Annotated in this window: 25 protein-coding genes; 22 read left to right on the top strand and 3 right to left on the bottom strand. The window is 69.7% G+C overall.

The window, feature by feature from the left end:
• Positions 1–189 precede the first annotated feature (189 nt).
• Together ffh and ftsH are read left to right on the top strand one after the other, a co-directional pair.
• Positions 190–1,746 carry a signal recognition particle protein gene (gene ffh / locus ACFVXC_RS25385; RefSeq protein ID WP_389908992.1) on the top strand — a complete coding sequence of 519 codons (1,557 nt, stop codon included), beginning with the start codon at positions 190–192 and terminating at the stop codon, positions 1,744–1,746.
• A 116-nt stretch (positions 1,747–1,862) separates the two neighbouring features.
• Positions 1,863–3,797: an ATP-dependent zinc metalloprotease FtsH gene (gene ftsH, locus ACFVXC_RS25380; protein ID WP_389908989.1), complete on the top strand. Its 1,935-nt coding sequence runs from the start codon at positions 1,863–1,865 to the stop codon at positions 3,795–3,797.
• On the opposite strand, the gene ACFVXC_RS25375 is transcribed toward ftsH, so the two are convergent.
• Positions 3,794–4,417, bottom strand: coding sequence for a maleylpyruvate isomerase family mycothiol-dependent enzyme (locus ACFVXC_RS25375; RefSeq protein WP_389908986.1), 624 nt, complete (start codon positions 4,415–4,417; stop codon positions 3,794–3,796). The genes ftsH and ACFVXC_RS25375 overlap by 4 nt on opposite strands.
• Positions 4,418–4,487: 70 nt before the next feature.
• Here ACFVXC_RS25375 and ACFVXC_RS25370 point away from each other — a divergent pair, with 70 nt between their 5' ends.
• Positions 4,488–5,396, top strand: a complete 909-nt coding sequence (locus ACFVXC_RS25370; RefSeq protein ID WP_389908984.1) for a LysR family transcriptional regulator — start codon at positions 4,488–4,490, stop codon at positions 5,394–5,396.
• 52 nt (positions 5,397–5,448) lie between these two features.
• Here ACFVXC_RS25370 and ACFVXC_RS25365 read toward each other — a convergent pair whose 3' ends face one another.
• Complete coding sequence (locus tag ACFVXC_RS25365) at positions 5,449–6,312, bottom strand: class I SAM-dependent methyltransferase (RefSeq protein WP_389908981.1); 864 nt, start codon at positions 6,310–6,312, stop codon at positions 5,449–5,451.
• Positions 6,313–6,539: 227 nt separating this feature from the next.
• Here ACFVXC_RS25365 and proS point away from each other — a divergent pair, with 227 nt between their 5' ends.
• From proS to ACFVXC_RS25275, 18 genes are all read left to right on the top strand, one after another.
• Positions 6,540–7,967: a proline--tRNA ligase gene (gene proS / locus ACFVXC_RS25360; protein ID WP_389908978.1), complete on the top strand. Its 1,428-nt coding sequence runs from the start codon at positions 6,540–6,542 to the stop codon at positions 7,965–7,967.
• 265 nt (positions 7,968–8,232) lie between these two features.
• The gene (locus ACFVXC_RS25355; protein ID WP_389908975.1) at positions 8,233–8,829 is read left to right on the top strand and encodes a hypothetical protein; all 597 of its coding nucleotides are present in this window, start codon (positions 8,233–8,235) and stop codon (positions 8,827–8,829) included.
• Between the two features lie 210 nt (positions 8,830–9,039).
• A complete protein-coding gene (gene rpsP, locus ACFVXC_RS25350; RefSeq protein WP_344525346.1) occupies positions 9,040–9,477 on the top strand; it encodes a 30S ribosomal protein S16 in 438 nt (145 codons plus the stop codon).
• Between the two features lie 2 nt (positions 9,478–9,479).
• Positions 9,480–9,719, top strand: coding sequence for an RNA-binding protein (locus ACFVXC_RS25345; protein WP_030361979.1), 240 nt, complete (start codon positions 9,480–9,482; stop codon positions 9,717–9,719).
• Positions 9,720–9,860: 141 nt separating this feature from the next.
• Positions 9,861–10,424 carry a ribosome maturation factor RimM gene (rimM, locus tag ACFVXC_RS25340; RefSeq protein ID WP_389908973.1) on the top strand — a complete coding sequence of 188 codons (564 nt, stop codon included), beginning with the start codon at positions 9,861–9,863 and terminating at the stop codon, positions 10,422–10,424.
• Positions 10,424–11,245 carry a tRNA (guanosine(37)-N1)-methyltransferase TrmD gene (trmD, locus tag ACFVXC_RS25335; protein ID WP_389908971.1) on the top strand — a complete coding sequence of 274 codons (822 nt, stop codon included), beginning with the start codon at positions 10,424–10,426 and terminating at the stop codon, positions 11,243–11,245. The genes rimM and trmD overlap by 1 nt, the downstream gene beginning before the upstream one ends.
• A 132-nt stretch (positions 11,246–11,377) precedes the next feature.
• A complete protein-coding gene (gene rplS, locus ACFVXC_RS25330; RefSeq protein WP_160507458.1) occupies positions 11,378–11,728 on the top strand; it encodes a 50S ribosomal protein L19 in 351 nt (116 codons plus the stop codon).
• A gap of 45 nt (positions 11,729–11,773) precedes the next feature.
• Positions 11,774–12,493 (top strand): signal peptidase I, encoded by a 720-nt coding sequence (gene lepB / locus ACFVXC_RS25325; RefSeq protein ID WP_389908969.1) that lies wholly within the window; start codon positions 11,774–11,776, stop codon positions 12,491–12,493.
• The gene (lepB, locus tag ACFVXC_RS25320; RefSeq protein WP_389908966.1) at positions 12,486–13,571 is read left to right on the top strand and encodes a signal peptidase I; all 1,086 of its coding nucleotides are present in this window, start codon (positions 12,486–12,488) and stop codon (positions 13,569–13,571) included. Before lepB (ACFVXC_RS25325) ends, lepB (ACFVXC_RS25320) begins: the two co-directional genes overlap by 8 nt.
• On the top strand, positions 13,456–14,427 hold the full coding sequence (lepB, locus tag ACFVXC_RS25315) for a signal peptidase I (protein WP_389908963.1): 972 nt from the start codon (positions 13,456–13,458) through the stop codon (positions 14,425–14,427). The genes lepB (ACFVXC_RS25320) and lepB (ACFVXC_RS25315) overlap by 116 nt, the downstream gene beginning before the upstream one ends.
• Before the next feature lie 80 nt (positions 14,428–14,507).
• Positions 14,508–15,275, top strand: coding sequence for a signal peptidase I (gene lepB / locus ACFVXC_RS25310; RefSeq protein ID WP_389908960.1), 768 nt, complete (start codon positions 14,508–14,510; stop codon positions 15,273–15,275).
• The gene (locus tag ACFVXC_RS25305) at positions 15,265–15,759 is read left to right on the top strand and encodes an NUDIX hydrolase (RefSeq protein ID WP_389908957.1); all 495 of its coding nucleotides are present in this window, start codon (positions 15,265–15,267) and stop codon (positions 15,757–15,759) included. The genes lepB (ACFVXC_RS25310) and ACFVXC_RS25305 overlap by 11 nt, the downstream gene beginning before the upstream one ends.
• Before the next feature lie 55 nt (positions 15,760–15,814).
• Entirely contained in the window at positions 15,815–16,123 is a 309-nt protein-coding gene (locus tag ACFVXC_RS25300; RefSeq protein WP_003965949.1) for a DUF2469 domain-containing protein, read from the top strand.
• Between the two features lie 132 nt (positions 16,124–16,255).
• On the top strand, positions 16,256–16,633 hold the full coding sequence (locus ACFVXC_RS25295; protein WP_389908954.1) for a YraN family protein: 378 nt from the start codon (positions 16,256–16,258) through the stop codon (positions 16,631–16,633).
• Positions 16,633–18,252, top strand: coding sequence for a YifB family Mg chelatase-like AAA ATPase (locus tag ACFVXC_RS25290; RefSeq protein WP_389908952.1), 1,620 nt, complete (start codon positions 16,633–16,635; stop codon positions 18,250–18,252). The genes ACFVXC_RS25295 and ACFVXC_RS25290 overlap by 1 nt, the downstream gene beginning before the upstream one ends.
• Entirely contained in the window at positions 18,249–19,433 is a 1,185-nt protein-coding gene (gene dprA, locus ACFVXC_RS25285; protein ID WP_389908950.1) for a DNA-processing protein DprA, read from the top strand. Before ACFVXC_RS25290 ends, dprA begins: the two co-directional genes overlap by 4 nt.
• A gap of 338 nt (positions 19,434–19,771) precedes the next feature.
• Entirely contained in the window at positions 19,772–20,614 is an 843-nt protein-coding gene (whiG, locus tag ACFVXC_RS25280) for an RNA polymerase sigma factor WhiG (protein ID WP_389908947.1), read from the top strand.
• Positions 20,615–20,746: 132 nt separating this feature from the next.
• Positions 20,747–21,304 carry a TetR/AcrR family transcriptional regulator gene (locus ACFVXC_RS25275; protein WP_389909371.1) on the top strand — a complete coding sequence of 186 codons (558 nt, stop codon included), beginning with the start codon at positions 20,747–20,749 and terminating at the stop codon, positions 21,302–21,304.
• 37 nt (positions 21,305–21,341) lie between these two features.
• Here ACFVXC_RS25275 and ACFVXC_RS25270 read toward each other — a convergent pair whose 3' ends face one another.
• Positions 21,342–22,085, bottom strand: coding sequence for a peptidoglycan DD-metalloendopeptidase family protein (locus ACFVXC_RS25270; RefSeq protein ID WP_389908944.1), 744 nt, complete (start codon positions 22,083–22,085; stop codon positions 21,342–21,344).
• A 290-nt stretch (positions 22,086–22,375) separates the two neighbouring features.
• On the opposite strand from ACFVXC_RS25270, the gene rpsB reads away from it, so the two are divergent.
• Positions 22,376–23,341 carry a 30S ribosomal protein S2 gene (gene rpsB, locus ACFVXC_RS25265; protein ID WP_389908941.1) on the top strand — a complete coding sequence of 322 codons (966 nt, stop codon included), beginning with the start codon at positions 22,376–22,378 and terminating at the stop codon, positions 23,339–23,341.
• Positions 23,342–23,361: the final 20 nt, after the last annotated feature.

The raw sequence follows: 23,361 nt of genomic DNA, 5'->3' as shown, positions 1-23,361 counted from the left end.
GCGCCGAGGAGCGCTGGAAGAGGCGGCGGCCCCACCGCGGGCCCGGCTGCTGAACACCAGGGCGAGGACTGCGGGCCCACACTCCCAGTGGGCCAGATACCCTGGAGGGCGACCTATCCGCCCTCCCCCAAGTTCTCGGCTTCGGTCGAGCAGGGGGCGCCCCCTTCGACCCGAGGATTCGCGACCGCCGTGTTCGACACTCTCTCCGACCGCCTCGCAGCGACATTCAAGAACCTCCGGGGCAAGGGCCGCCTGTCCGAGGCGGACATCGACGCCACGGCGCGCGAGATCCGCATCGCCCTGCTCGAGGCGGACGTCGCCCTTCCCGTCGTCCGGGCCTTCATCAAGCAGGTCAAGGAGCGCGCCGCAGGGGTCGAGGTCTCCCAGGCCCTGAACCCCGCCCAGCAGGTCATCAAGATCGTCAACGAGGAGCTCATCGGCATCCTCGGCGGTGAGACCCGGCGCCTGCGGTTCGCCAAGAACCCGCCGACCGTCATCATGCTCGCCGGTCTGCAGGGTGCGGGTAAGACCACCCTCGCCGGAAAGCTCGGCCTCTGGCTGAAGGGGCAGGGCCACTCCCCGCTCCTGGTGGCGTGCGACCTGCAGCGGCCGAACGCCGTGAACCAGCTCTCCGTCGTCGGCGAGCGCGCCGGCGTCGGCGTCTACGCCCCGCAGCCGGGCAACGGCGTCGGCGACCCGGTCCAGGTCGCCAAGGACTCGATCGAGTTCGCCAAGACCAAGCAGTACGACGTCGTCATCGTCGACACCGCGGGGCGCCTGGGCATCGACCAGGAGCTGATGCAGCAGGCCGCGGACATCCGCGACGCCGTGAGCCCGGACGAAGTCCTCTTCGTCGTCGACGCCATGATCGGTCAGGACGCCGTCAACACGGCGGAGTCCTTCCGCGACGGCGTCGGTTTCGACGGTGTCGTCCTGTCGAAGCTCGACGGTGACGCCCGCGGTGGCGCCGCCCTGTCGATCGCCCAGGTCACCGGGCGTCAGATCATGTTCGCCTCGAACGGCGAGAAGCTGGACGACTTCGACGCGTTCCACCCGGACCGCATGGCGTCCCGCATCCTCGGCATGGGCGACATGCTCACGCTGATCGAGAAGGCCGAGCAGACCTTCTCCCAGCAAGAGGCCGAGAAGATGGCCGCCAAGCTGCAGGGCAGCAAGGGCGGCAAGGACTTCACGCTCGACGACTTCCTGGCCCAGATGGAGCAGGTCAGGAAGATGGGCAGCATCAGCAAGCTGCTCGGGATGATGCCCGGCATGGGGCAGATCAAGGACCAGATCAACAACCTGGACGAGCGGGACGTCGACCGCACCGCCGCCATCATCAAGTCGATGACGCCCGCCGAGCGCGCGGACGCGGCGATCATCAACGGCTCGCGCCGCGCCCGTATCGCCAAGGGCTCAGGCGTCGAGGTCAGCGCCGTCAAGAACCTGGTCGAGCGCTTCTTCGAGGCCCGCAAGATGATGTCGCGGATGGCGCAGGGTGGCGGAATGCCGGGTATGCCCGGGATGCCTGGCATGGGTGGCGGCCCCGGCAAGCAGAAGAAGAAGCAGAAGCAGGCCAAGGGCAAGCAGCGCTCCGGCAACCCGATGAAGCGCAAGCAGCAGGAGCAGGAGGACGCCGCCCGCCGCGAGCAGGCGGGTCAGGACGGCGGCGCCTTCGGCCTCCCCGCGGGGCAGCAGGCGCAGGACTTCGAGCTGCCGGACGAGTTCAAGAAGTTCATGGGCTGACGCCTCACATCTCGTACGCCGCCTGGGGCGCCCCTCTGTGGAGAGGGGCGCCCCAGGCGTTTTCGTAGCGGATACGAGCAGGTGCCCCGCCCCTGTTTGTGTCGTAACGTCCGAATATGAGCAACCCTGTGCCGCCGCGCCGGGCGCCCGACAAGCCATGGCGCTCCGAGGGCGCACCCCCGCCCGCGCCCACGCCGCCGCCGAAGAAGAAGATGCCGGGCGGATGGGGCGGGCTCATCCTCACCGCGCTCATCGTCTATCTCATCGCCAACCTCGTTCTCTCCTTCTTCAACGAGGGCGACGAGCCGACGATCTCGTACACGGAGTTCAGCAAGCAGGTCGACTCCGGGAACGTCACGAAGATCTATGCCAAGGGCGACGCGATCCAGGGGCAGCTCAAGAAGGAGCAGGAGAAGCCGGGCGACGAGAAGGGGAACTACACCAAGTTCACCACCCAGCGGCCCGCCTTCGCCGACGACAAGCTCTGGGACGACCTCACCAAGCACGACGTCACCGTCACCGCCGAGCCCGTGGTCCAGGAGCGCAGCTTCCTCTCCAACCTGCTCATCTCGCTCGCCCCGATGCTGCTCCTGGTCTTCTTGTGGATCTTCATCGCCCGGCGGATGAGCTCGGGCATGGGCGGCGCGGGCGGCATGCTGGGCCGCAAGGCCCCGCCGAAGCCGGTGGAGCTCGAACCCGGCGACCAGCGCACCACCTTCGACGATGTGGCGGGCATCGACGAGGTCGAGGGCGAGCTGAGCGACGTCGTCGACTTCCTGAAGAACCCCGACGCCTATCGCGAGATGGGCGCCAAGATGCCGCGAGGCGTGCTGCTGGCGGGTCTGCCCGGAACCGGCAAGACGCTGCTCGCGCGTGCCGTCGCCGGTGAGGCCGGGGTGCCCTTCTTCTCGGCGTCCGCGTCGGAGTTCATCGAGATGATCGTGGGCGTCGGCGCCTCGCGCGTACGCGAACTCTTCGCCGAGGCCAGGAAGGTCGCGCCGTCCATCATCTTCATCGACGAGATCGACACCATCGGGCGGGCGCGTGGTGGCGGCGGGATGGGCGGGCACGACGAGCGTGAGCAGACGCTGAACCAGATTCTCACCGAGATGGATGGTTTCTCGGGCTCGGAGGGCGTCATCGTCCTGGCGGCCACCAACCGCGCCGACATCCTCGACCCCGCCCTGACCCGGCCTGGCCGCTTCGACCGGGTGGTCACCGTCAGCCCGCCCGACCGCGGCGGACGCGAGGCCATCCTCAAGATCCACACGCGTGAGATCCCGATGGCGGGCGACATCGACCTCGCCCAGGTCGCCCGTACGACACCGGGGATGACCGGCGCGGATCTCGCCAACCTCGCCAACGAAGCCGCCCTGCTCGCGGTCAAGCGGGGGCAGAAGGAAGTGACCCAGGCCGACCTCTCCGAGGCTCTGGAGAAGGTCCAGCTCGGCGCCGAGCGGCCGCTGGTCATGCCCGACGAGGAGCGGCGGCGCACGGCGTACCACGAGAGCGGGCACGCCCTGCTCGGCATGCTGCAGCCCGGCGCCGACCCGGTCCGGAAGATCACCATCGTGCCCCGGGGGCGCGCGCTTGGAGTCACGCTCTCGACTCCGGACTCCGACAAGTACGCGTACACGGAGGACTATCTGCGCGGCCGGATCGTCGGGGCCCTGGGCGGTATGGCGGCCGAACACGTCGTCTTCGACGTCATCACCACGGGCGCGGAGAGCGACCTCGAACAGGTCACCAACATCGCCCGCGGCATGGTCGGCCGCTGGGGCATGAGCGAGCGCGTGGGCCGTCTCTCCGCCCTGCCGAGCGACGCCCAGCAGGCCTACGGGCTCTCGGCCGCCCCGGTCACACTCGACACGATCGACCACGAGATGCGGCGGATCGTCGACGCCTGCTACGAGAGCGCGTGCCTGCAACTGAGGGACCACCGGGGCCAGCTGGACGCCCTGGCGGCCGCGCTCCTGGAGAACGAGACCCTGGAGGAGGAAGCGGCGTACAGGATCGCGGGCATCACACGGCTCACGAAGGACACCGACTAGACCTCCCGCACGGCGAAGCGGCTCTGAAGCGCCCCTCGGAGGCGGCCCGGGGGGAGCTTCCTGCCGTACAGGACGAGGAGCAGGTCCTGCGCGGCGCCGGCCAGGGGAGTGCCGGTGCCGTAACTCCAGTCGAGGTCGTCGGCGCGCAGCTCGACGCCGCCGACGTCGGCCCCGAAGAACTTGATGCTCCTGGGCGTGACCTTCTCAAGAAGGACGCGTACACGGTCTACGGGAACCCTGCGTTCGAGGCCGAGAGCGACCGAGATGTCCAGGCCGTGCACCACGTCGTGGCCCAGGGCTCCCTCGATCCCGGCCATGGGCGGCTGCCAGGGGTGGCCGGCGTTGTCCCTGAGAAACGCGGCGAGCTGACCGGCCGAGTGGGCGGCGGCGTCCTTGCGGGCGCAGCGGTCAGTCATCCGGTGGAGGCTCCCACGCGCCTTGACGAGTTCGGTCAGAGTCTTCGGAAGCGAGTACCGAAAGCCGAGCGACATATGGGCCGCCACTTCCCGAACGCGCCACCCAGCGCAGAGAGTCGGCGCCTCCCACTGCGCGGGCGACAGGTCGTCGAGCAGGGCAGCGAGCTCACGGCGTTCGGCGGCGACAGCGCTTTTGATATCCACTCCTTCAGGTTGTCGACCGCCTCTCCATAAGTCCAAGAGCTGGATCTTCTGGTGGCTAGCATGCTCAGTTATGGAACTGAGGCAGCTCCAGTACTTCGTCACCGTGGTGGAGGAGGCCAACTTCACCCGCGCCGCCGAGCGCCTGCACCTGGCCCAGCCGGGAGTCAGTGCCCAGGTACGGCAATTGGAACGGGAGCTCGGACAGCCGCTCCTCGACCGCTCGGGGCGGTCGGTGACGCTGACGGAGGTGGGCGAGGCCGTCCTGCCGTTCGCGCGGGCCGCGCTCGCCGCCGTCGAGGGCGTGCGGCACACCGTGGACGAGTTCACAGGACTGCTCCGCGGTCAGATCGCGATCGGCCTGGTCTCAGGGGCGGCCACTCATGAGTTCGACGTGGTCTCCGTCCTCGCCGACTTCCACGACGACCACCCCGGAGTCGAGATCGCCCTCACCGAGGACAGTTCGGACCGGATGCTGGCCGCGCTGCGCCGTGGTGAGCTCGACATCGCCCTCCTCGGACTGACAGGCGAGGAGCCCCCGCCGGGCGTCTCCCTGCACCTGGTGGTCGACGAGCCCCTGGTGGCCGTCGTCCTGCCGGGCGACACCCTCCTCGCGCCCGAGGGGCGTACGACGGTCCCGCTGGCCGAGCTCCGCGACCGCCCGCTGATCAGCCTGCCGCGCGGCACCGGCCTGCGCGGGGTGCTCGACCGTGCCTGCGCGCAGGCAGGCATCCGGCCCCGTATCGCCTTCGAGGCGGCCGCCCCGCAGGTCCTGGTGCAACTCGTCGTCCGCGGTCTGGGCGTGGCCGTCCTGCCGGCGCTCGAACCCCGCACCGCTGCCGCGTACGGGCTGCGGACACTGGAGATCACGGGTCCCCGGCCCCGGGGCAGGATCGCACTGACCTGGCGCACGGACGGACCCGCGAGCCCGGCTGCCAGAGCGCTGCTCGACCGGCTGCGGAACGCCCTTGGCGGAAGCTAGCCCGCCACCGCGTACGCGCGATCAAGTGCCGAAGTCCACGAACCGAGGACCGCTACCGCGTACGCGCGATCAAGTACCGGAACACGTTCGGCATCCAGATGGTCCCGTCCCGCCGTTTGTACGGGTGCAGGGCCTCCGTCAGCTCCTTGTCGACCTGTACCTGATCCGTCGCGCCCACCGCCGCGTCGAAGAGGCCCGTCGAGAGCAGACCGCGGACCGCGCTGTCCGTGTCCGCGTACCCGAAGGGGCAGGCGACGCGTCCCGAACCGTCCGGCTTGAGGCCCGCCCGCTGGGCGACCTCCTCCAGATCGTCGCGGAGCGCGGGACGCCAACTTCCCGTACTACGGAGCGGGTCGGCGAGCTTGGTCGCCACCTTCAGTACAGAAGAGGTCGTGCAGCGCTCCGGAGGGCCCCATCCGACGAGGACCACGGGGATGCCCCGCCCGGCCAGTGGGACGGTGGACTCCAGGAGACCGGAGAGGCCTTCGGAGTCGCCCGCCACACAGCCGATCGGCTGAAACGCGGTGACTGTGTTGAACGCGGGTACGTCCGGCCCCGCGATGTCTGCGGGGTCGCCTTCCACGAGCCGGGCGGCGCCGTCCGGCTGTTCGCCCCAGCTCGCGTCGGGCGCCAGGCGTTCGCGTGCCAGAGCGAGCCGTTCGGGGGCCGCGGGGTCGACACCGGTGACCGACGCGCCCCGTGACGCCGCCATCAGGAGGGCGAGTCCGGAGCCGCAGCCGAGGCTGAGAAGCCTTGTCCCGCTGCCTATTTCGAGTCGTTCGTACACCGCTTCATAGAGTGGAACCAGCATCCGTTCCTGGATCTCCGCCCAGTCACGCGCGCGTGCGCACCGGTCCACACCACGGGGGGTCGTGCCCGCGAGGGGGAGGTGCGGCTGCGCGAGTGTAGGTGTCATCGAAAGCGCCCCAATCCGCCGAGAGTTGCTGGAGAGTCGTATTCAAACGTTTCGTCCGCCCCCGTGCAGTGCGCTCGCACTCCCCCCGTATGCCAGAGAACTCCGCATCCGTCGCGGCGTCCAGAGGTTGTGGGGCAATGCTTGCGTGCCACCGTCGTGCGCCCCCTGGAGGAGTCCCGGGGGAATTCAATTCACGCGCTCAGGGGGCCCGCCGTACCATGCGCGTCATGGCTAAGGCACCCGTTCTCACGCCCCGGGCGGAAGACTTTCCGCGCTGGTACCAGGACCTGATCAACAAGGCCGAGCTGGCCGACAACGGCCCGGTGCGCGGCACGATGGTGATCCGACCGTACGGCTACGGCCTGTGGGAACGCATGCAGCAGGACATGGACGCGCGCATCAAGGAGACGGGTACCCAGAACGCGTACTTTCCTCTCCTCATCCCCCAGTCGTATCTGACCAGGGAGGCCGAGCACGTCGAAGGCTTCGCCCCCGAACTCGCCGTGGTCACGCACGGCGGCGGCAAGGAGCTGGAGGAGCCGGTCGTCATCCGCCCCACCTCGGAGACAATCGTCAACGAGTACTTCTCCAAGTGGGTGCAGAGCTACCGCGACCTGCCGCTCCTGATCAACCAGTGGGCGAACGTCGTCCGTTGGGAGCTGCGCCCCCGGCTCTTCCTGCGTACGTCGGAGTTCCTCTGGCAAGAGGGCCACACGGCCCACGCGACGTACGAAGAAGCACGCGATTTCGCCGCCCGCATCCACCGGCACGTCTACGGCGCCTTCATGCGGGACGTCCTCGCGATGGACTTCGTCCTGGGCCGCAAGACCGCCCGGGAGCGCTTCGCGGGCGCCATCAACACCCTCACGCTCGAAGGCATGATGGGCGACGGCAAGGCCCTCCAGCTCGGCACGAGCCACGAGCTCGGCCAGAACTTCGCCAAGGCCTTCCACACCCAGTACCTCTCCAAGGAGGGCAAGCAGGAGCTCGTCTGGCAGACCTCCTGGGGCAGTACGACAAGGATGATCGGCGCCCTGGTGATGATGCACGGCGACGACAGCGGCCTGCGGGTCCCGCCGCGCCTCGCGCCGGTCCAGGCCGTCGTCCTCGCCGTCAAGGGCGACGACGCCGTGCTGGCCAAGGTCCGCGAGATCGGCGACCGGCTGAAGGCCGCGGGGGTGCGCGTCCGGGTCGACGACCGCACGGACACCCCCTTCGGGCGCCGTGCCGTCGACTGGGAGCTCAAGGGAGTGCCGGTCCGCGTCGAGGTCGGCCCGCGCGACCTGGAGAACGGCACCGCGATGCTGGCCCGCCGGATCTTGGGCAAGGACAGCAGGGGCAAGGAGCCGGTGGCGATCGACTCCCTGGCGGCGCTGCTGCCCACCGTCCTCGAAGAGGGTCAGGCGCTGCTCCTGGAGCAGGCTCGCGAGCGCCGGGAGTCCCGCACATCGGACGTCACGACCGTCGAGCAGGCCGTGGAGGCAACGGCCGCCGGCGGCTGGGCGCGCATCCCCTGGGCCACGCTCGGCCCGGAGGGCGAGGCCCGGCTCGCCGAGCACTCGGTGTCCGTACGGTGTCTGGTCGCGGAGGACGGGGCAGTGCCGGACGCCGATGAGACCCCGGGTAACGTCGCTCTGGTGGCCCGCGCCTACTGACGAGCGCGTCTCCGGTACGTACCAGCGCGCTCGTTCCCGGCTCGTACGCCTGCCCAGGCAGCACAGGCTCCGGTGCGAGCGGTTCTTCTACGCGCCGGGGCGTACGCGCCACTACGTACCGGCTTGCTACGAGCTGCGAGGCTTCTGGGCAGATCAGCGCACCCGCCCTCGTCCGGACGCATCAACGGCAACTGACGGGTACGTGCAAATTATTTGGGATGCCCCGGAATGGAACCCCTGGGCGCCCCGGCTCGTTGTTCACGACGTGAGCACGACACCACCTGTTCTCGCCGCAGAGCTGGCACAGGCGTGGGCCGATATTCAGCGGCACCACCCCGAGCTGCCCGATCTTGCCGCGCCCGAATCCCTGATCGGAGAGTCGTCGTCCGCCTGCGGCGCCGAGCTCTCCTTCGAGCGACTGCTCCATGAGGCAGTCCATGGCATCGCCGCGTCACGCGGCGTACGCGACACCTCACGCGCGGGCCGCTATCACAACCGCAGATTCCTCGCGATCGCCGAGGAGCTGGGTCTTGACCATCCCGAGGAGCCGCATCCCAGCAGCGGCTTCTCGCTGGTCACGCTCAACCCCGAGGCGAGAAAGCGCTACCGCCCGACGATCGAGCGGCTCCAGCGCGCCCTCAAGGCGCACACGGCGGCGACCGCCGCCGACACGGCACGCAGCTTCAGGGGCCCGGCCGCCCGGCACGGCTCCTCCGGGGGCGGCGTGCGCGTCAAGGCGGTCTGCGACTGCGGGCGCAACGTCCGCGTGGTCCCGTCGGTGCTCGCCCAGGCGCCCATCGTCTGTGGTGGCTGCGGCAAGCCCTTCCGTATCCCGGAAGTGGTCGCCGTCGCCGCCGGATGACGGGGCCGGGCCGACGAGGTGCCGGTCGGGGCCGTTCGGACCGGGTCAAGGCGCCCCGGCGACGTATGGCACAATAGGTCGCTGTACTCGACAGCCGCATAGGAACCCTCTCGCCTCCGGCTGACGCGTCCATCGGGCACCCCGAGTACCGCAACCCCACGTGGCATCTCGTTGTGCCCAACCACGTCAAGACCAGGAGACACCACTCCAGTGGCAGTCAAGATCAAGCTGAAGCGTCTGGGCAAGATCCGCGCGCCTCACTACCGCATCGTCGTCGCCGACTCCCGTACCCGCCGTGATGGTCGGGCCATCGAGGAGATCGGTCTGTACCACCCGGTTCAGAACCCCTCGCGCATCGAGGTCAACTCGGAGCGCGCGCAGTACTGGCTCTCCGTCGGCGCTCAGCCGACCGAGCCGGTCATGGCGATCCTGAAGCTCACCGGTGACTGGCAGGCGCACAAGGGCCTTCCGGCCCCGGCGCCGCTGCTCGTCGCGGAGCCCAAGGACAAGCGTGCCGCGTTCGAGGCCTTCACCAAGGGTCTCGAGGGCGACGAGGTGAAGGGTGAGGCCATCACCCAGAAGGCCAAGAAGGCTGACAAGAAGGCGGACGCGGCCGAGGCTGCGCCCACCGAGTCGACCGAGGCCTGAGCATGCTCGAGGAGGCTCTCGAGCACCTCGTGAAGGGCATTGTCGACAACCCCGACGACGTGCAGGTCGCCTCGCGCAACCTGCGCCGGGGGCGTGTGCTCGAGGTCCGGGTCCACCCGGATGACCTCGGCAAGGTGATCGGCCGCAACGGCCGTACCGCGCGCGCTCTGCGGACCGTCGTGGGCGCCATCGGCGGCCGCGGTGTCCGCGTCGACCTCGTCGACGTGGACCAGGTTCACTGAACCACAGGTAGCACCGGCACGGGCCGGGGAGGGCTTCTGGGCCTTCCTCGGCCCGTAGTCGTCTGCGGGCATCCACAGACGTCCCCAGGCGTCCGCGGACGCCTACGGGACCCTTCCGTAGGCACACGACAGGAGAGAGCAGTGCAGCTGGTAGTCGCGCGGATCGGCCGCGCCCACGGCATCAAGGGCGAGGTCACCGTCGAGGTGCGTACCGACGAGCCGGAGCTGCGGCTCGGCCCCGGCGCCGTCCTCGCCACCGACCCCGCCTCCACGGGGCCGCTGACCATCGAGACCGGCCGGGTGCACAGTGGCCGCCTGATCCTTCGCTTCGAAGGCGTGCGCGACCGCACGGGCGCCGAAGCGCTGCGCAACACGCTGCTGATCGCGGAGGTCGATCCGGAAGAGCTTCCGGAGGACGAGGACGAGTACTACGACCATCAGCTGATGGACCTCGACGTCGTCACCAAGGACGGGATCGAGGTCGGCCGGATCACGGAGATCTCGCACCTGCCCTCGCAGGACCTGTTCATCGTGGAGCGGCCCGACGGCAGCGAGGTGATGATCCCCTTCGTGGAAGAGATCGTCACCGAGATCGACCTGGAGGAGCAGCGGGCGATCATCGACCCGCCGCCCGGCCTGATCGACGACCGCGCGGAGGTCGCCTCCGCCAGGGACGACGAGGCTCCTTCGGGGGACGACGCCTGATGCGGCTCGACGTCGTCACGATCTTCCCCGAGTACCTGGAACCCCTGAACGTCTCCCTCGTCGGCAAGGCACGCGCGCGTGGCCAGCTCGACGTGAACGTGCACGACCTCAGGGAGTGGACGTACGACCGCCACAACACGGTCGACGACACCCCCTACGGCGGCGGCCCGGGCATGGTCATGAAGACCGACCCCTGGGGCGCCGCGCTCGACGACGTACTCGCCGAGGGGTACGAGGGCGGGGCCCACGGGCCCGTCCTGGTCGTCCCCACGCCCAGCGGGCGTCCCTTCACCCAGGAACTCGCCGTCGAGCTCTCCGAGCGGCCCTGGCTCGTCTTCACACCCGCGCGCTACGAAGGCATCGACCGCCGCGTCGTGGACGAGTACGCGACCCGGATGCCGGTCTACGAAGTGTCGATCGGGGACTATGTCCTCGCGGGCGGCGAGGCGGCCGTCCTGGTCGTCACCGAGGCCGTGGCCCGGCTCCTGCCCGGAGTCCTCGGCAACGCCGAGTCCCACCGCGACGACTCCTTCGCGCCGGGCGCCATGGCGAACCTCCTCGAAGGCCCCGTCTACACCAAGCCCCCCCAGTGGCGCGGTCACGGCATTCCGGACGTGCTGATCAGCGGCCACCACGGCAAGATCGCGCGCTGGCGCAGGGACGAGGCGCTGCGGCGCACGGTCCGCAACAGGCCCGATCTGATCGAGCGTTGCGACCCCGCGGCCTTCGACAAGAAGGACCGCGAGATGCTCTCGATCCTGGGGTGGCGGCCGGGCCCCGACGGCCGATTTGGGCGAGACCCCGAGGCCGTGGAACAATAGGTCGCTGCTGTACGTCCAGCGTGCGCCCCTGCCACAGGGGGACAGACGCCCGCCCGATGTGAACAGCTATCGAATCCTCATCACGAACTTACCGCTGATGACCTGTGGCATCAGTGAAGAAAGCAGACGATCATGGCTAACCTGCTCGACTCCGTCGACAGCGCTTCGCTGCGCACCGACATCCCGGCCTTCCGCCCGGGTGACACCGTCAACGTCCACGTGCGCGTCATCGAGGGCAACCGCTCCCGTGTGCAGCAGTTCAAGGGCGTAGTCATCCGCCGCCAGGGTGCCGGCGTGCGCGAGACCTTCACGGTCCGCAAGGTCTCCTTCTCCGTCGGCGTGGAGCGCACCTTCCCGGTGCACACCCCGATCGTCGAGAAGATCGAGCTCGTCAGCCGCGGCGCCGTGCGTCGCGCGAAGCTGTACTACCTCCGTGAGCTGCGCGGCAAGGCCGCGAAGATCAAGGAGAAGCGCGACAACTGAGCTCGCGCACGGGTCCACAGCGGGGCCGGATAGCATCTGGCCCCGATGGACACCGAAGCACAGCACACGGAGCGCGACCGCTCCTCCCCACCCACCGATTCCCCGAGCGCCGAGCGCGAGGGTGAGTCCGAGGGGGCGGAGGAGAGGTCGCGCTCCGCTTTTATGTCGCTCGTGTCCTGGTTGCCCGGCGGCAGAGTCACCCTGACGCTGCTGATCTGCATGGCGTTCCTGCTGGTCGTCAGCACCTTCGTGATGCAGCCGTTCCAGATCCCCAGCAGTTCCATGGAGCCCGCGTTCCGGGTCGGAGACCGGGTACTGGTCAACAAGTTGGCGTACCGTTTCGGTTCCGAGCCGCAGCGAGGTGACGCGGTCGTCTTCGACGGCAGCGGCTACTTCGGGGATGCCGACTACATCAAGCGGGTCGCAGGGGTGGGAGGAGACCGGGTGGTCTGCTGCGACGAGCGGGGGAGGATCAAGGTGAACGGCGAGTCCGTCGACGAGCCGTACCTGTACCCGGGGGACGCCCCCTCGAAGGTGCGCTTTGTCGCTGTCGTCCCCGAAGGCAGCCTGTTCCTCCTCGGTGACCACCGCGGCGACTCCCGTGACTCCCGCGACTATCTCGGTCAGCCCGGCGGCGGCATGATCCCCGTCGACTCCGTGATCGGCAGGGCCGACTGGATCGCCTGGCCCATCGGCCACTGGACCTCCCTGGAGCGTCCCGACGGCTACGCGCGCGTGCCGGCACCAGGCGGCGCGCATGGGTAACCGCGGGCGGGCGCGCGACGCCGGCCACCGGTCCGACACCCCGCTGCCCACCGGATCCAGGCCCACCAGTGGCCCCGTACTGCCCGGAAGGGCCGAGCGGCGCAAGCTCGCGCGGAAGGTCAAGCGGCGCAGGCGACGCTCGGCGATCAAGGAGATACCTCTCCTCATAGGCGTCGCGCTCCTTATAGCCCTGGTCCTGAAGACCTTCCTGGTGCAGGCCTTCGTGATCCCCTCGGGCTCGATGGAGCAGACGATCAAGATCGGTGACCGCGTCCTCGTGGACAAGCTCACCCCGTGGTTCGGTGCCAAGCCCGCGCGCGGCGACGTCGTCGTCTTCAAGGATCCCGGCAACTGGCTCGAGGACGAGAAGTCCAAGAAGAAGAACGACCCCGTGGGCGTCAAGCAGATCAAGGAAGGCCTGACCTTCATCGGACTGCTGCCGTCCGACGACGAACGGGACCTGATCAAACGCGTGGTCGGTGTCGGCGGCGACACCGTGAAGTGCTGTGACAAGAACAAGAAACTCACGGTCAACGGCGTCCCGCTCACCGAGCCGTATATCAACCCGGGTGACGATCCCTCGTCCTTCGAGTTCGAGGTGAAGGTCCCCGAGGGGCGCCTCTTCGTCATGGGCGACCACCGTTCCGACTCGGCCGACTCCCGGTTCCATCGCACCGAGAAGTTCAGCGGCACCGTCTCCCAGGACAGCGTGGTGGGGCGCGCGCTCGTCATCGCCTGGCCCTTCGGCCACTGGCGCAAGCTTGAGGAGCCCGATACGTACGCGTCCGTGCCCGACGCGCGTGCGGGGTCGGGCACCGCCGTCGGGCCGTCGCATAGGGTGGCACTCGGCGATCGATACGGATCGACCGGACTCCCGACCCCTGCGGAACTCCCGCTCGTTATGGGAGTGGTGGGCCTGCATCGCATCAGGAGCGGGCAGCGGCACGGACTGAGGAGTGGATGTGGGGGATGTGGCGGTCGGCGCACGGTCCGGACACGGTGGGCCCGAGGAGCAGCCAGGGCGGTCAGACGAGCCGGAGGGTTCGGCCGCGGCGGACGGCGTGAACCCCGGGAGTGACACCGCGGGCGCCAGTCCCGCACCCGGTGAGCAGGACGAGAAGCCGGCAAAGGGGCCGAAGAAGCCGCGCTCCTTCTGGAAGGAGCTGCCGCTCCTCATCGGTATCGCGCTCGTCCTCGCGCTGGTGATCAAGACCTTCCTGGTGCAGGCGTTCTCGATTCCCTCGGACTCGATGCAGAACACGCTCCAGAAGGGCGACCGCGTACTGGTCGACAAGCTGACACCGTGGTTCGGCTCGGAGCCCGAGCGCGGCGAGGTCGTCGTCTTCAGGGACCCCGGTCACTGGCTCGACGGTGAGCCGACACCCGACCCGAACGCGATCCAGCGGGTCCTCGGCTGGGTCGGCCTGATGCCGTCCGCCGATGAGAAGGACCTGATCAAGCGGGTCATCGGGGTAGGCGGCGACACGGTCGAGTGCAAGGGCACCGGTCCGGTGAAGGTCAACGGCAAGGCACTGAACGAGCCGTACGTCTTCGAGGGCAACACCCCTTGCAGCGTCGACGACCAGGGCGGCCAGTTCAAGGTCACCGTTCCCGCGGGCAAAATCTGGGTCATGGGAGATCACCGGCAGAACTCCCTCGACTCCCGTTACCACCAGAACCAGGCCGGCGGCGGCGCCGTCCCCGTGGACAACGTCGTGGGCCGCGCCATCGTGATCGCCTGGCCGCCCACCCGCTGGGCGACGCTGCCCAAGCCGGACACCTTCGACCAGCAGGGCATCAACACCGCGATGAGCGCGGCGCCCGCGGCCCTCGGACTCGCGGGGGCGGTTCCGGTCGTGCTCTGGCGCAGGCGTCGGCTCACGGTGGCCGCTGCCCAGTCCGCGAGGGTTTCTGGCGGAGGTACCGCCGGGTAGGGTGCCGTCCCAGATCACCGATCTTCCGCGCGTCTGTTCGTAGGCGCGCGGGGTCGTCTCCGATATGGGGGAGCACTGGGATGAGCAGGACACAACGTACGGACGAGGGCCACGGACGGCTCGGCAGCGTGCTGTCGGGACTGGCCGTGGCCCTCGGCTGTGTGCTCTTCCTGGGGGGCTTCGTGTGGGGCGCCGTCTTGTACCAGCCGTACACCGTTCCCACCGGGTCGATGACGCCGACGATCGGCGCGGGCGACCGGGTTCTTGCCGAGCGGATAGACGGCAGCGAGGTGCGCCGGGGCGATGTCGTCGTCTTCAGGCAGTCGAGCTGGGGCGACCTGCCGATGGTCAAGCGTGTGGTCGGTGTCGGCGGTGACCGGATCTCCTGCTGCACGGACGGCAAACTGATGGTCAACGGCAAGCAGGTCGCAGAACCCTATCTTCCCGAGGGCGAGGGCGCCGCGGCCACCGGAATCCCGGCCACCACGGTCCCCAAGGGCAACCTCTTCCTGCTCGGTGACGAGCGCAGCGGCTCCCTGGACTCCAGCGTGCACCTGGGCGACTCCAACCACGGCTCCGTGCCGCGTGGCGCGGTGGAGGGGCGGGTCGACGCGGTGGCCTGGCCGCTGGACAAGTTCGGGACGCTCGAGCGCCCTGTGGGCTTCGCCGACATGCCGGGCGGCATCTCCGAGCCGGGGCCCGTGCGGCTCGCGGTGTGGGCGGTGGTGGCCGGTGCGGTCCTGGTCCTTGGCGGCGCCGCGTACGGTCCGGTGGCCAAGCGGCTGGGGCGCAGGCGCGAGCGTCCACAGAACCGCGATCGCGCGGGAGCGGGCGCCAGTGCCGGCTGAGTCGCAGCCGCGCAAGGTCGCGCGGGTCGTGTTGCTCGACCCACGGGACCGGATCCTGCTGCTGCACGGTCACGAGCCGGAGAACACGGCGGACGACTGGTGGTTCACGCCGGGTGGCGGTCTGGAGGGCGACGAGACGCATGAACAGGCCGCACTGCGTGAACTGATGGAAGAGACGGGCATCACCGAGGTCGAGCTCGGCCCCGCCCTGTGGCAGCGGATCTGCTCGTTCCCCTTCGCCGGACGGCGCTGGGACCAGGACGAGCGGTACTTCCTTGCGCGTACGTCGCAGACGTCCACGCAGGCCACCGGGCTGACGGAGCTGGAACGGCGGACTGTCGCGGGAGCGCGTTGGTGGACGTGCCAGGAACTGACCGAGGCACATGAGACGGTGTATCCGACCAGGCTCGCCGAGCTGCTTCGCAGGCTGCTCGACGAGGGTCCTCCGAGCCGGCCCGAAACCCTCGACACGGAAATCGTGTAGAGGCTTCAGGGGCTGACGCACAATAGGGGGACGCACGGCTGAAGGGGAACATGCCATGAGCGCCGAGGACCTCGAGAAGTACGAGACCGAGATGGAGCTGAAGCTCTACCGGGAGTACCGCGATGTCGTCGGTCTGTTCAAATATGTGATCGAGACCGAACGGCGCTTCTACCTCACCAACGACTACGAGATGCAGGTCCACTCGGTCCAGGGTGAGGTTTTCTTCGAGGTGTCCATGGCGGACGCCTGGGTGTGGGACATGTACAGGCCCGCACGGTTCGTGAAGCAGGTACGTGTCCTGACGTTCAAGGACGTGAACATCGAGGAGCTCAACAAGAGCGACCTCGAGCTGCCGGGAGGCTGAGCCCGGAGGCTGGGCCCGGCGGCTGGATTCACCGGTGCGGGTGAGCGAGTTATCCACAACGTGTGACTCGTCCACCAAGATCCACAAGGTTCGGGGCCGAGCCCCAGTGTGGATGTCGGAGGTGGTGCCGACATGAACGCACGGGGGGCACTCGGGCGGTACGGCGAAGATCTGGCCGCGCGGCGGCTCGGTGAAGCCGGAATGACGGTTCTGGCGCGCAACTGGCGCGGTGGCAGAACCGGCGAGATCGACATCGTGGCCATGGACGGCGAAGCGCTGGTCGTCTGTGAGGTCAAGACGCGCAGGGCCGGTCCGGTGGGCGCGGGGCTGTATCAGCATCCGATGGCGGCCGTGGACCGGGCCAAGGCGGAGCGGCTGCGGCGCCTGGCCCAGCGCTGGATCGAGGAGCGTGGCGGCCCACCGCCGGGCGGAGTGCGGATCGACCTCGTCGGCGTGCTCGTCCCGCGCCGCGGCGCCCCCGTCGTGGAGCACGCGCGGGGGGTGGCCTGATGGGATTCGCGCGCACGTGTTCCGTGGCCCTCGTGGGTGTCGAGGGCGTGGTCGTCGAGGTGCAGGCGGATCTGGAGCCGGGCGTCGCGGCGTTCACCCTGGTAGGGCTCCCGGACAAGAGCCTGACGGAGAGCAAGGACCGGGTCAGGGCCGCGGTGGTCAATTCGGGTGGGGAGTGGCCCCAGAAGAAGCTCACGGTGGGCCTCAGCCCGGCGTCGGTGCCCAAGGGAGGCAGCGGTTTCGATCTCGCGATCGCCTGCGCGGTGCTCGGCGCGGGGGAGCGGATCGATCCACGGACCCTCACCGACATCGTGATGATCGGCGAGCTGGGGCTCGACGGGCGGGTGCGGCCGGTCCGGGGGGTGCTGCCCGCGGTCCTCGCCGCGGCGGACGCGGGCTATGAGCAGGTCGTGGTCCCGGAGTGCACGGCGGCCGAGGCGGCACTGGTGCCGGGGGTCTCGGTGCTCGGGGTGCGCAGCCTGCGGCAGCTGATCGCCGTGCTGGCCGATGAGCCGGTCCCCGAGGAGGAACCGGACGAGCCGGGGCGGCCCGACCCGATGCTCGCGGGGCTCTGTGTGCCCGGAACGGGCATGGGCGCGGGGCTCAGCGGCGGTCTGGAGGACGCCCATGCCCTGGACCTCGCCGATGTCGTCGGACAGACGTCGGCCCGGACCGCCGTGGAGGTCGCGGCGGCAGGCGGCCACCACCTCTTTCTGCAGGGCCCACCAGGCGCGGGAAAGACCATGCTCGCGGAACGGCTCCCGGCGATCCTGCCCCGGCTGACCCGGGAGGAGTCCTTGGAGGTGACCGCTGTCCACTCCGTGGCGGGCATGCTCCCACCGGGCAAGCCCTTGGTGGACGTCGCGCCGTACTGCGCGCCGCACCACTCCGCGACGATGCAGTCGCTGGTGGGCGGCGGCAGAGGAGTCGCGCGGCCGGGGGCGGTCTCGCTGGCTCACCGCGGGGTGCTGTTTCTGGATGAGGCCCCGGAGTTCAGCAGCCAGACCTTGGACTCATTGCGTCAGCCCCTCGAGTCGGGGCATGTGGTGATCGCTCGCAGCGCGGGAGTGGTGCGGCTGCCCGCGAAATTCCTCATGGTGCTCGCCGCCAATCCCTGCCCCTGCGGTCGGCACACGCTGCTTGGCGACGGCTGCGAATGTCCGACGTCCGTCGTCCGCCGCTACCAGGCGAGGCTCTCGGGCCCGCTGCTCGACAGGGTCGACCTGAAGGTCAGGGTGGAGCCCGTCACACGATCGGAGCTGGCCGGGTACGGCCCGCGGGGCGACTCCACGCAGACGGTCGCCGACCGGGTGCGTGCCGCCAGGGAGAGAGCTGCGGCCAGGCTGACCGGCACCGGCTGGCGGACGAACAGCGAGGTGCCGGGGCACGCCCTGCGGACGCGATGGCCCGCGGAGCCGGGTGCACTGGACGCCGCCGAAGTCGACCTGGAGCGAGGCTTCCTGACCGCCCGGGGGCTCGACCGTGTCCTGCGGGTCGCCTGGACCGTCGCGGACCTCGCAGGCCGTGACCGGCCTGCCGCGCAGGATGTCGCCCTGGCGCTGCAGTTGCGTACGGGGGTGTCGCGGGGGGTGGCGATGGAGATCGGGGCGTTGACATGACCTCGGGCTCGGGCCCGGGCTGGGCCTCGGGTTCCGTCCCGGAGGAGGAGCGGATGGCGAGGGCCGCGCTGACCCGGATCCTTGAACCCGGGGACGAGGTGGGAGGGAGGTGGCTGCGGGAGGCCGGGGCCGTCGAAGTGGTGCGGCGGTTGGCCGAGGGGGAGGAGACGCTGAAAGGGGTGACACCGGCGCGGTGGGAAGGGCTGCGGACGCGGGCAGGGAAGGCGCGGCCCGAGCAGGACCTGGCGGTGGCGCGGGACGCGGGGATGCGATTCGTGTGCCCGGGGGAGGCGGAGTGGCCGGTCCAGTTGGACGATCTGGGGGACGCGCGGCCGTTGGGGTTGTGGGTGCGGGGGCGGCCCAGCCTGCGGATATGGGCACTGCGGTCAGTGGCGGTGGTCGGCGCGCGTGCCTGCACGGAGTACGGGGCGCGCATGGCGGCGGATCTCGGGGCGGGGCTCGCCGAGCGGGGCTGGGTGGTCGTGTCGGGTGGTGCCTATGGGGTGGACGGGGCCGCGCATCGGGGAGCGTTGGGGGCCGGTGGGGCCACGGTCGCAGTGCTCGCTTGCGGGGTCGACCGGGCCTATCCGCGGGGACACGCCGAGTTGATCAAGAGGATCGCGGAACAGGGTCTTGTGGTGGGGGAGTTACCTCCGGGAGATCATCCGACGCCGAGCAGATTCATCCTCAGGAACCGCGTGATCGCCGCCCTCACCAGGGGAAGCGTCGTTGTCGAGGCCGCGTATCGCAGTGGCGCCCTCGCCACGGCGCGCAGTGCGCGGGAGCTCGGCCGGTTCACCATGGGGGTGCCGGGCCCCGCTACCAGCGGGCTCTCGGCGGGGGTGCATGAACTCCTGCGTGGTGACGGTGTACTGGTGACCGACGCGGCGGAAGTCGTCGAACTGGTCGGCGACATGGGTGAGCTGGCCCCGGAGCGGCGCGGCCCCGTCGTGCCGCGCGACCTGCTCGCCCCGGACGCCGCGCGTGTCCTGGCGGCGCTGCCCGCCCGGGGAAGCGCGTCGGCCAGAGAGATCGCACTGGGCGCGAGCACGGCGGTGGACGATGCAGTCGGTCGGCTGTACGAGTTGCGCTCACTTGGGTTCGTCGAACGACACGGCGACGGATGGCAGTTGACACGCCAGGCGAATGTGTCGGTCTTCCCGGCGGGAGGCGGTTCGTGACCGACCGTGTTCGGCCGTCTGGATGAACCCCCGATGGCCGCGCGAAAACGCGGAGTTGGCGCTCCGCGGTCGTCACGGAAGGCGACGAGGGGAGCTCGGCGGGGGGTCCAGCGGAACGTATCTGCGTACGCGAGATCGCCTACTGTTCGCACACTGCGACACTTCAGTCACGCTACGCTCACAAGGATTCCGACGCGGACAGGCAACCACAGGCAACCACGGGCAAGCAGACGGACAACCTCATTCACTTCACGCAAGATCACCACCTCGCGGGTGCGGGCGAATCCATCGGCTCGCACGACCCCACCGGTTCCCGGCAGAACGGCTCAAGGCAACGAATGCCCCAGCACACCTCAGGGTCCGATCGGGCGGCAGTTCCCCCCGCCGCCCGTAGCGGCGAGCGGGAGCGGCCCCCCGCACCCTCGTCGCTGGACGAGCTGTGGCGGTCGTATAAGGAGACGGGGGACGGGCGGCTGCGAGAGCAGTTGATCCTGCACTACTCGCCACTGGTGAAGTACGTCGCGGGCCGGGTCAGCGTGGGGTTGCCGCCCAACGTCGAGCAGGCGGACTTCGTCTCGTCCGGGGTGTTCGGTCTGATCGACGCGATCGAGAAGTTCGACATCGAGCGCTCGATCAAATTCGAGACGTACGCGATCACACGTATCCGTGGCGCGATGATCGACGAACTGCGGGCGCTCGACTGGATCCCCCGGTCCGTGCGGCAGAAGGCGCGCAACGTCGAGCGGGCCTACGCCACGCTGGAGGCCCAGCTGCGGCGTACGCCCTCGGAGAGCGAGGTCGCCCATGAGATGGGGGTGGCGATCGAGGAACTGCACGCTGTTTTCAGCCAGTTGTCGCTGGCGAACGTGGTGGCCCTCGAGGAGCTCCTGCACGCCGGTGGCGAGGGCGGCAACCGGCTGAGTCTGATGGACACGCTCGAGGACACCGCGGCCGACAACCCCGTGGAGGTCGCCGAGGACCGTGAGCTGCGACGGCTGCTCGCGCGCTCGATCAACACGCTGCCGGAGCGGGAGAAGACCGTCGTCACGCTCTACTACTACGAAGGCCTCACGCTCGCCGAGATCGGCAATGTGCTCGGCGTGACGGAGAGCCGGGTGAGCCAGATCCACACGAAATCGGTGCTCCAGCTACGGGCGAAGCTGGCGAGTTTCGGCCGCTGAGCGCGCTGAATCGTCCCTGCCCACGGCCCGTGCCGTGCGGTGCCGACGTGGGGTTCTCCGGGGTGGAACGACTCCCGTCCCGGCGGTCACGTCCGTAGAGTGGAGTGCGTGCCAAGGATTCGAGCGGCCTCTGTGGCCGAGCACCGGTCGATGCAGCGGGGCGCCCTGTTGGACGCCGCGCGGTCCCTGCTGTCCGAGGGCGGTACGGAGGCGTTGACCTTCCCCGCCCTCGCCGAGCGCACGGGGCTCGCGCGGTCGTCCGTGTACGAGTACTTCCGGTCGCGTGCCGCGGTCGTCGAGGAGCTGTGCGAGGTCGACTTCCCCGTCTGGGCGGCGGAGGTCTCCGTCGCGATGGAGCGGGCGGAGACGGCCGAGGGCAAGGTCGAGGCGTATGTCAGGCGGCAGCTCGATCTGGTGGGGGACCGGCGGCACAGGGCCGTCGTCGCGATCTCCGCGGCCGAGTTGGACGCGGGGGCGCGGGAGAAGATCCGTGCCGCGCACGGTGGGCTTGTCGCCATGATCGGCGAGGCGTTGCGCGAGCTGGGACACGCGGAGCCCCGGCTCGCCGCGATGCTTCTGCAGGGTGTCGTGGACGCGGCTGTGCGGCGGATCGAGCTGGGCGCCGCGGAGGATCCGTCCGCCGTCACCGAGGCGGCCGTCGTCATGGCGCTGCGGGGTGTGCGGGGCTGAGGCCTCACCCATCGAAGCCCGGCAGCGGGGCGCCGCGTCAGCCTGCTCCGCCTTCGGGGACGCCTCCTCCGTCCCCGGGAACGCCTGTTCCGGGGGCCCCTGGCCACCACGGCAGCAACCTCAGCAGCGGCACGTCGATCACCGGCAGCAGGCGGGACGCCCCGCGCCCCAGTAGCCACGGCGGCAGTAGTGACAGCGGGTTCAGGTACGCGTCGGCCCTCAACAGGCCCCAGTGCAGGCAACTGCTCGGGCAGTGGGCCGCGGGTGTGGGTCCCATGGGTCCCGGGGGAGTCGTGGGTCCCGTGGGGAGTTCCAGTACCCCCAGTGCCTCGCCCGTCGCCACCTTGGCGCCCTTCTTGACCGTGGCCCGCACCGGCCCGTACGTCGTGCGCAGGGGCGGATCCCCCGTGCCCGCCAGCTCCACCGCGATCACTCCGCGCCCCGCCACCCGCCCCGCGAACGAGACCCTGCCCGGTGCCACCGCCCGAACGACTGCGCCCGGTGCCGCCGCGAGGTCCACGCCCCGGTGCCCCCGGCCGTACTCCGTCGCCGGAGGCTCCCAGCCCCGTACGACAGAAGGCCGCACCCCCACGGGCCACGCGCCCCCCACCTTCGGCACCGGCTCCCTGACCGGCTCCCTGGCGGAGCCGGCGACAGAGTCGGCAGCGGCGGCAGGCGACGCCGCCGTCGTGATCAGCGCCGTGGTGATCAGCGCCGTGGTGATCAGTTCTGCGGTGATCAGTGCCACGGTCAGCAGCACAAGGCCAAGGCTTCTTCGCATGTGAGACATGCCAGAACGGTCCCGCGCCGGGCCGGTCCGCAGGGATCATGGACCGGATCTGTGGACGACCATTCGCTTGTGGACAGCGGCGTCACCCACTGCCTCGCGGGTCCCGTACACTTCTTGTGGCGATCCGGGTCACCGGGTCGACTTCGCACGCCCCGACACCAGGCCATCAAAAGCCAGGTGCCAGCGCCTCTCGGTCCTTTGCGGCACGGCGCATCGCGGGCGTCAGGCGCGACCGTCATCCGGCGGACGCGGCACAACCGAGAACACCTAGGAGTACGGCCATGGCCGTCGTCACGATGCGGGAGCTGCTGGAAAGCGGCGTCCACTTCGGTCACCAGACCCGCCGTTGGAACCCGAAGATGAAGCGCTTCATCTTCACGGAGCGCAACGGCATCTACATCATCGACCTGCTCCAGTCGCTGTCGTACATCGACCGCGCCTACGAGTTCGTCAAGGAGACCGTCGCCCACGGCGGCACGGTCATGTTCGTCGGCACGAAGAAGCAGGCGCAGGAGGCCATCGCCGAGCAGGCGACCCGCGTCGGCATGCCCTACGTGAACCAGCGCTGGCTGGGCGGCATGCTCACCAACTTCTCGACCGTCTACAAGCGCCTGCAGCGCCTGAAGGAGCTCGAGCAGATCGACTTCGAGGATGTGGCCGCGTCCGGCCTCACCAAGAAGGAGCTGCTCGTCCTCTCCCGCGAGAAGGCCAAGCTGGAGAAGACCCTCGGCGGTATCCGCGAGATGTCCAAGGTGCCCAGCGCCGTCTGGATCGTGGACACCAAGAAGGAGCACATCGCTGTCGGCGAGGCCCGGAAGCTCAACATTCCGGTCGTCGCGATCCTCGACACGAACTGTGACCCCGACGAGGTCGACTACAAGATCCCGGGCAACGACGACGCGATCCGCTCCGTCACCCTGCTCACCCGCGTGATCGCCGACGCCGTCGCCGAGGGCCTCATCTCCCGCTCCGGTGTCGCCACGGGCGACCAGAAGCCGGGCGAGAAGGCCGCCGGCGAGCCGCTCGCCGAGTGGGAGCGCGACCTGCTCGAGGGCGAGAAGAAGGCCGACGAGCCGAAGGCTGACGAGGCCAAGGCTGACGAGGCCAAGGCCGACGAGCCGAAGGCCGAAGAGGCCGAGGTTCAGAAGTCCGCCGAGACGGAGAAGGCCGCCGACGCCGAGCAGGCCGAGGCCCCCGCCGAGGTTGCCGCCGCCGAGGCCCCCGCCACGGAGACCGAGCAGGCCTGACCTTCACAGGTTCGGTAGTT

Origin of the sequence: Streptomyces sp. NPDC058257, from assembly GCF_042881845.1 — a bacterium.
Lineage (GTDB): Bacteria > Actinomycetota > Actinomycetes > Streptomycetales > Streptomycetaceae > Streptomyces.
Note: the sequence above shows the minus strand (reverse complement) of the source record. Positions and strands in the feature narration are given on the sequence as shown.

Bases quoted from the DNA above. Each gene is read 5' to 3' on its own strand.
- trmD (WP_389908971.1), top strand. From the start codon at position 10,424: ATGCGGCTCGACGTCGTCACGATCTTCCCCGAGTACCTGGAACCCCTG.
- rplS (WP_160507458.1), top strand. From the start codon at position 11,378: ATGGCTAACCTGCTCGACTCCGTCGACAGCGCTTCGCTGCGCACCGAC.
- ACFVXC_RS25370 (WP_389908984.1), top strand. From the start codon at position 4,488: ATGGAACTGAGGCAGCTCCAGTACTTCGTCACCGTGGTGGAGGAGGCC.
- lepB (WP_389908960.1), top strand. From the start codon at position 14,508: ATGAGCAGGACACAACGTACGGACGAGGGCCACGGACGGCTCGGCAGC.
- ftsH (WP_389908989.1), top strand. From the start codon at position 1,863: ATGAGCAACCCTGTGCCGCCGCGCCGGGCGCCCGACAAGCCATGGCGC.
- lepB (WP_389908966.1), top strand. From the start codon at position 12,486: ATGGGTAACCGCGGGCGGGCGCGCGACGCCGGCCACCGGTCCGACACC.
- whiG (WP_389908947.1), top strand. From the start codon at position 19,772: ATGCCCCAGCACACCTCAGGGTCCGATCGGGCGGCAGTTCCCCCCGCC.
- ACFVXC_RS25300 (WP_003965949.1), top strand. From the start codon at position 15,815: ATGAGCGCCGAGGACCTCGAGAAGTACGAGACCGAGATGGAGCTGAAG.
- proS (WP_389908978.1), top strand. From the start codon at position 6,540: ATGGCTAAGGCACCCGTTCTCACGCCCCGGGCGGAAGACTTTCCGCGC.
- ACFVXC_RS25365 (WP_389908981.1), bottom strand. From the start codon at position 6,312: ATGACACCTACACTCGCGCAGCCGCACCTCCCCCTCGCGGGCACGACC.
- rpsB (WP_389908941.1), top strand. From the start codon at position 22,376: ATGGCCGTCGTCACGATGCGGGAGCTGCTGGAAAGCGGCGTCCACTTC.
- lepB (WP_389908969.1), top strand. From the start codon at position 11,774: ATGGACACCGAAGCACAGCACACGGAGCGCGACCGCTCCTCCCCACCC.
- ACFVXC_RS25295 (WP_389908954.1), top strand. From the start codon at position 16,256: ATGAACGCACGGGGGGCACTCGGGCGGTACGGCGAAGATCTGGCCGCG.
- dprA (WP_389908950.1), top strand. From the start codon at position 18,249: ATGACCTCGGGCTCGGGCCCGGGCTGGGCCTCGGGTTCCGTCCCGGAG.
- ACFVXC_RS25290 (WP_389908952.1), top strand. From the start codon at position 16,633: ATGGGATTCGCGCGCACGTGTTCCGTGGCCCTCGTGGGTGTCGAGGGC.
- ACFVXC_RS25270 (WP_389908944.1), bottom strand. From the start codon at position 22,085: ATGCGAAGAAGCCTTGGCCTTGTGCTGCTGACCGTGGCACTGATCACC.
- ACFVXC_RS25345 (WP_030361979.1), top strand. From the start codon at position 9,480: ATGCTCGAGGAGGCTCTCGAGCACCTCGTGAAGGGCATTGTCGACAAC.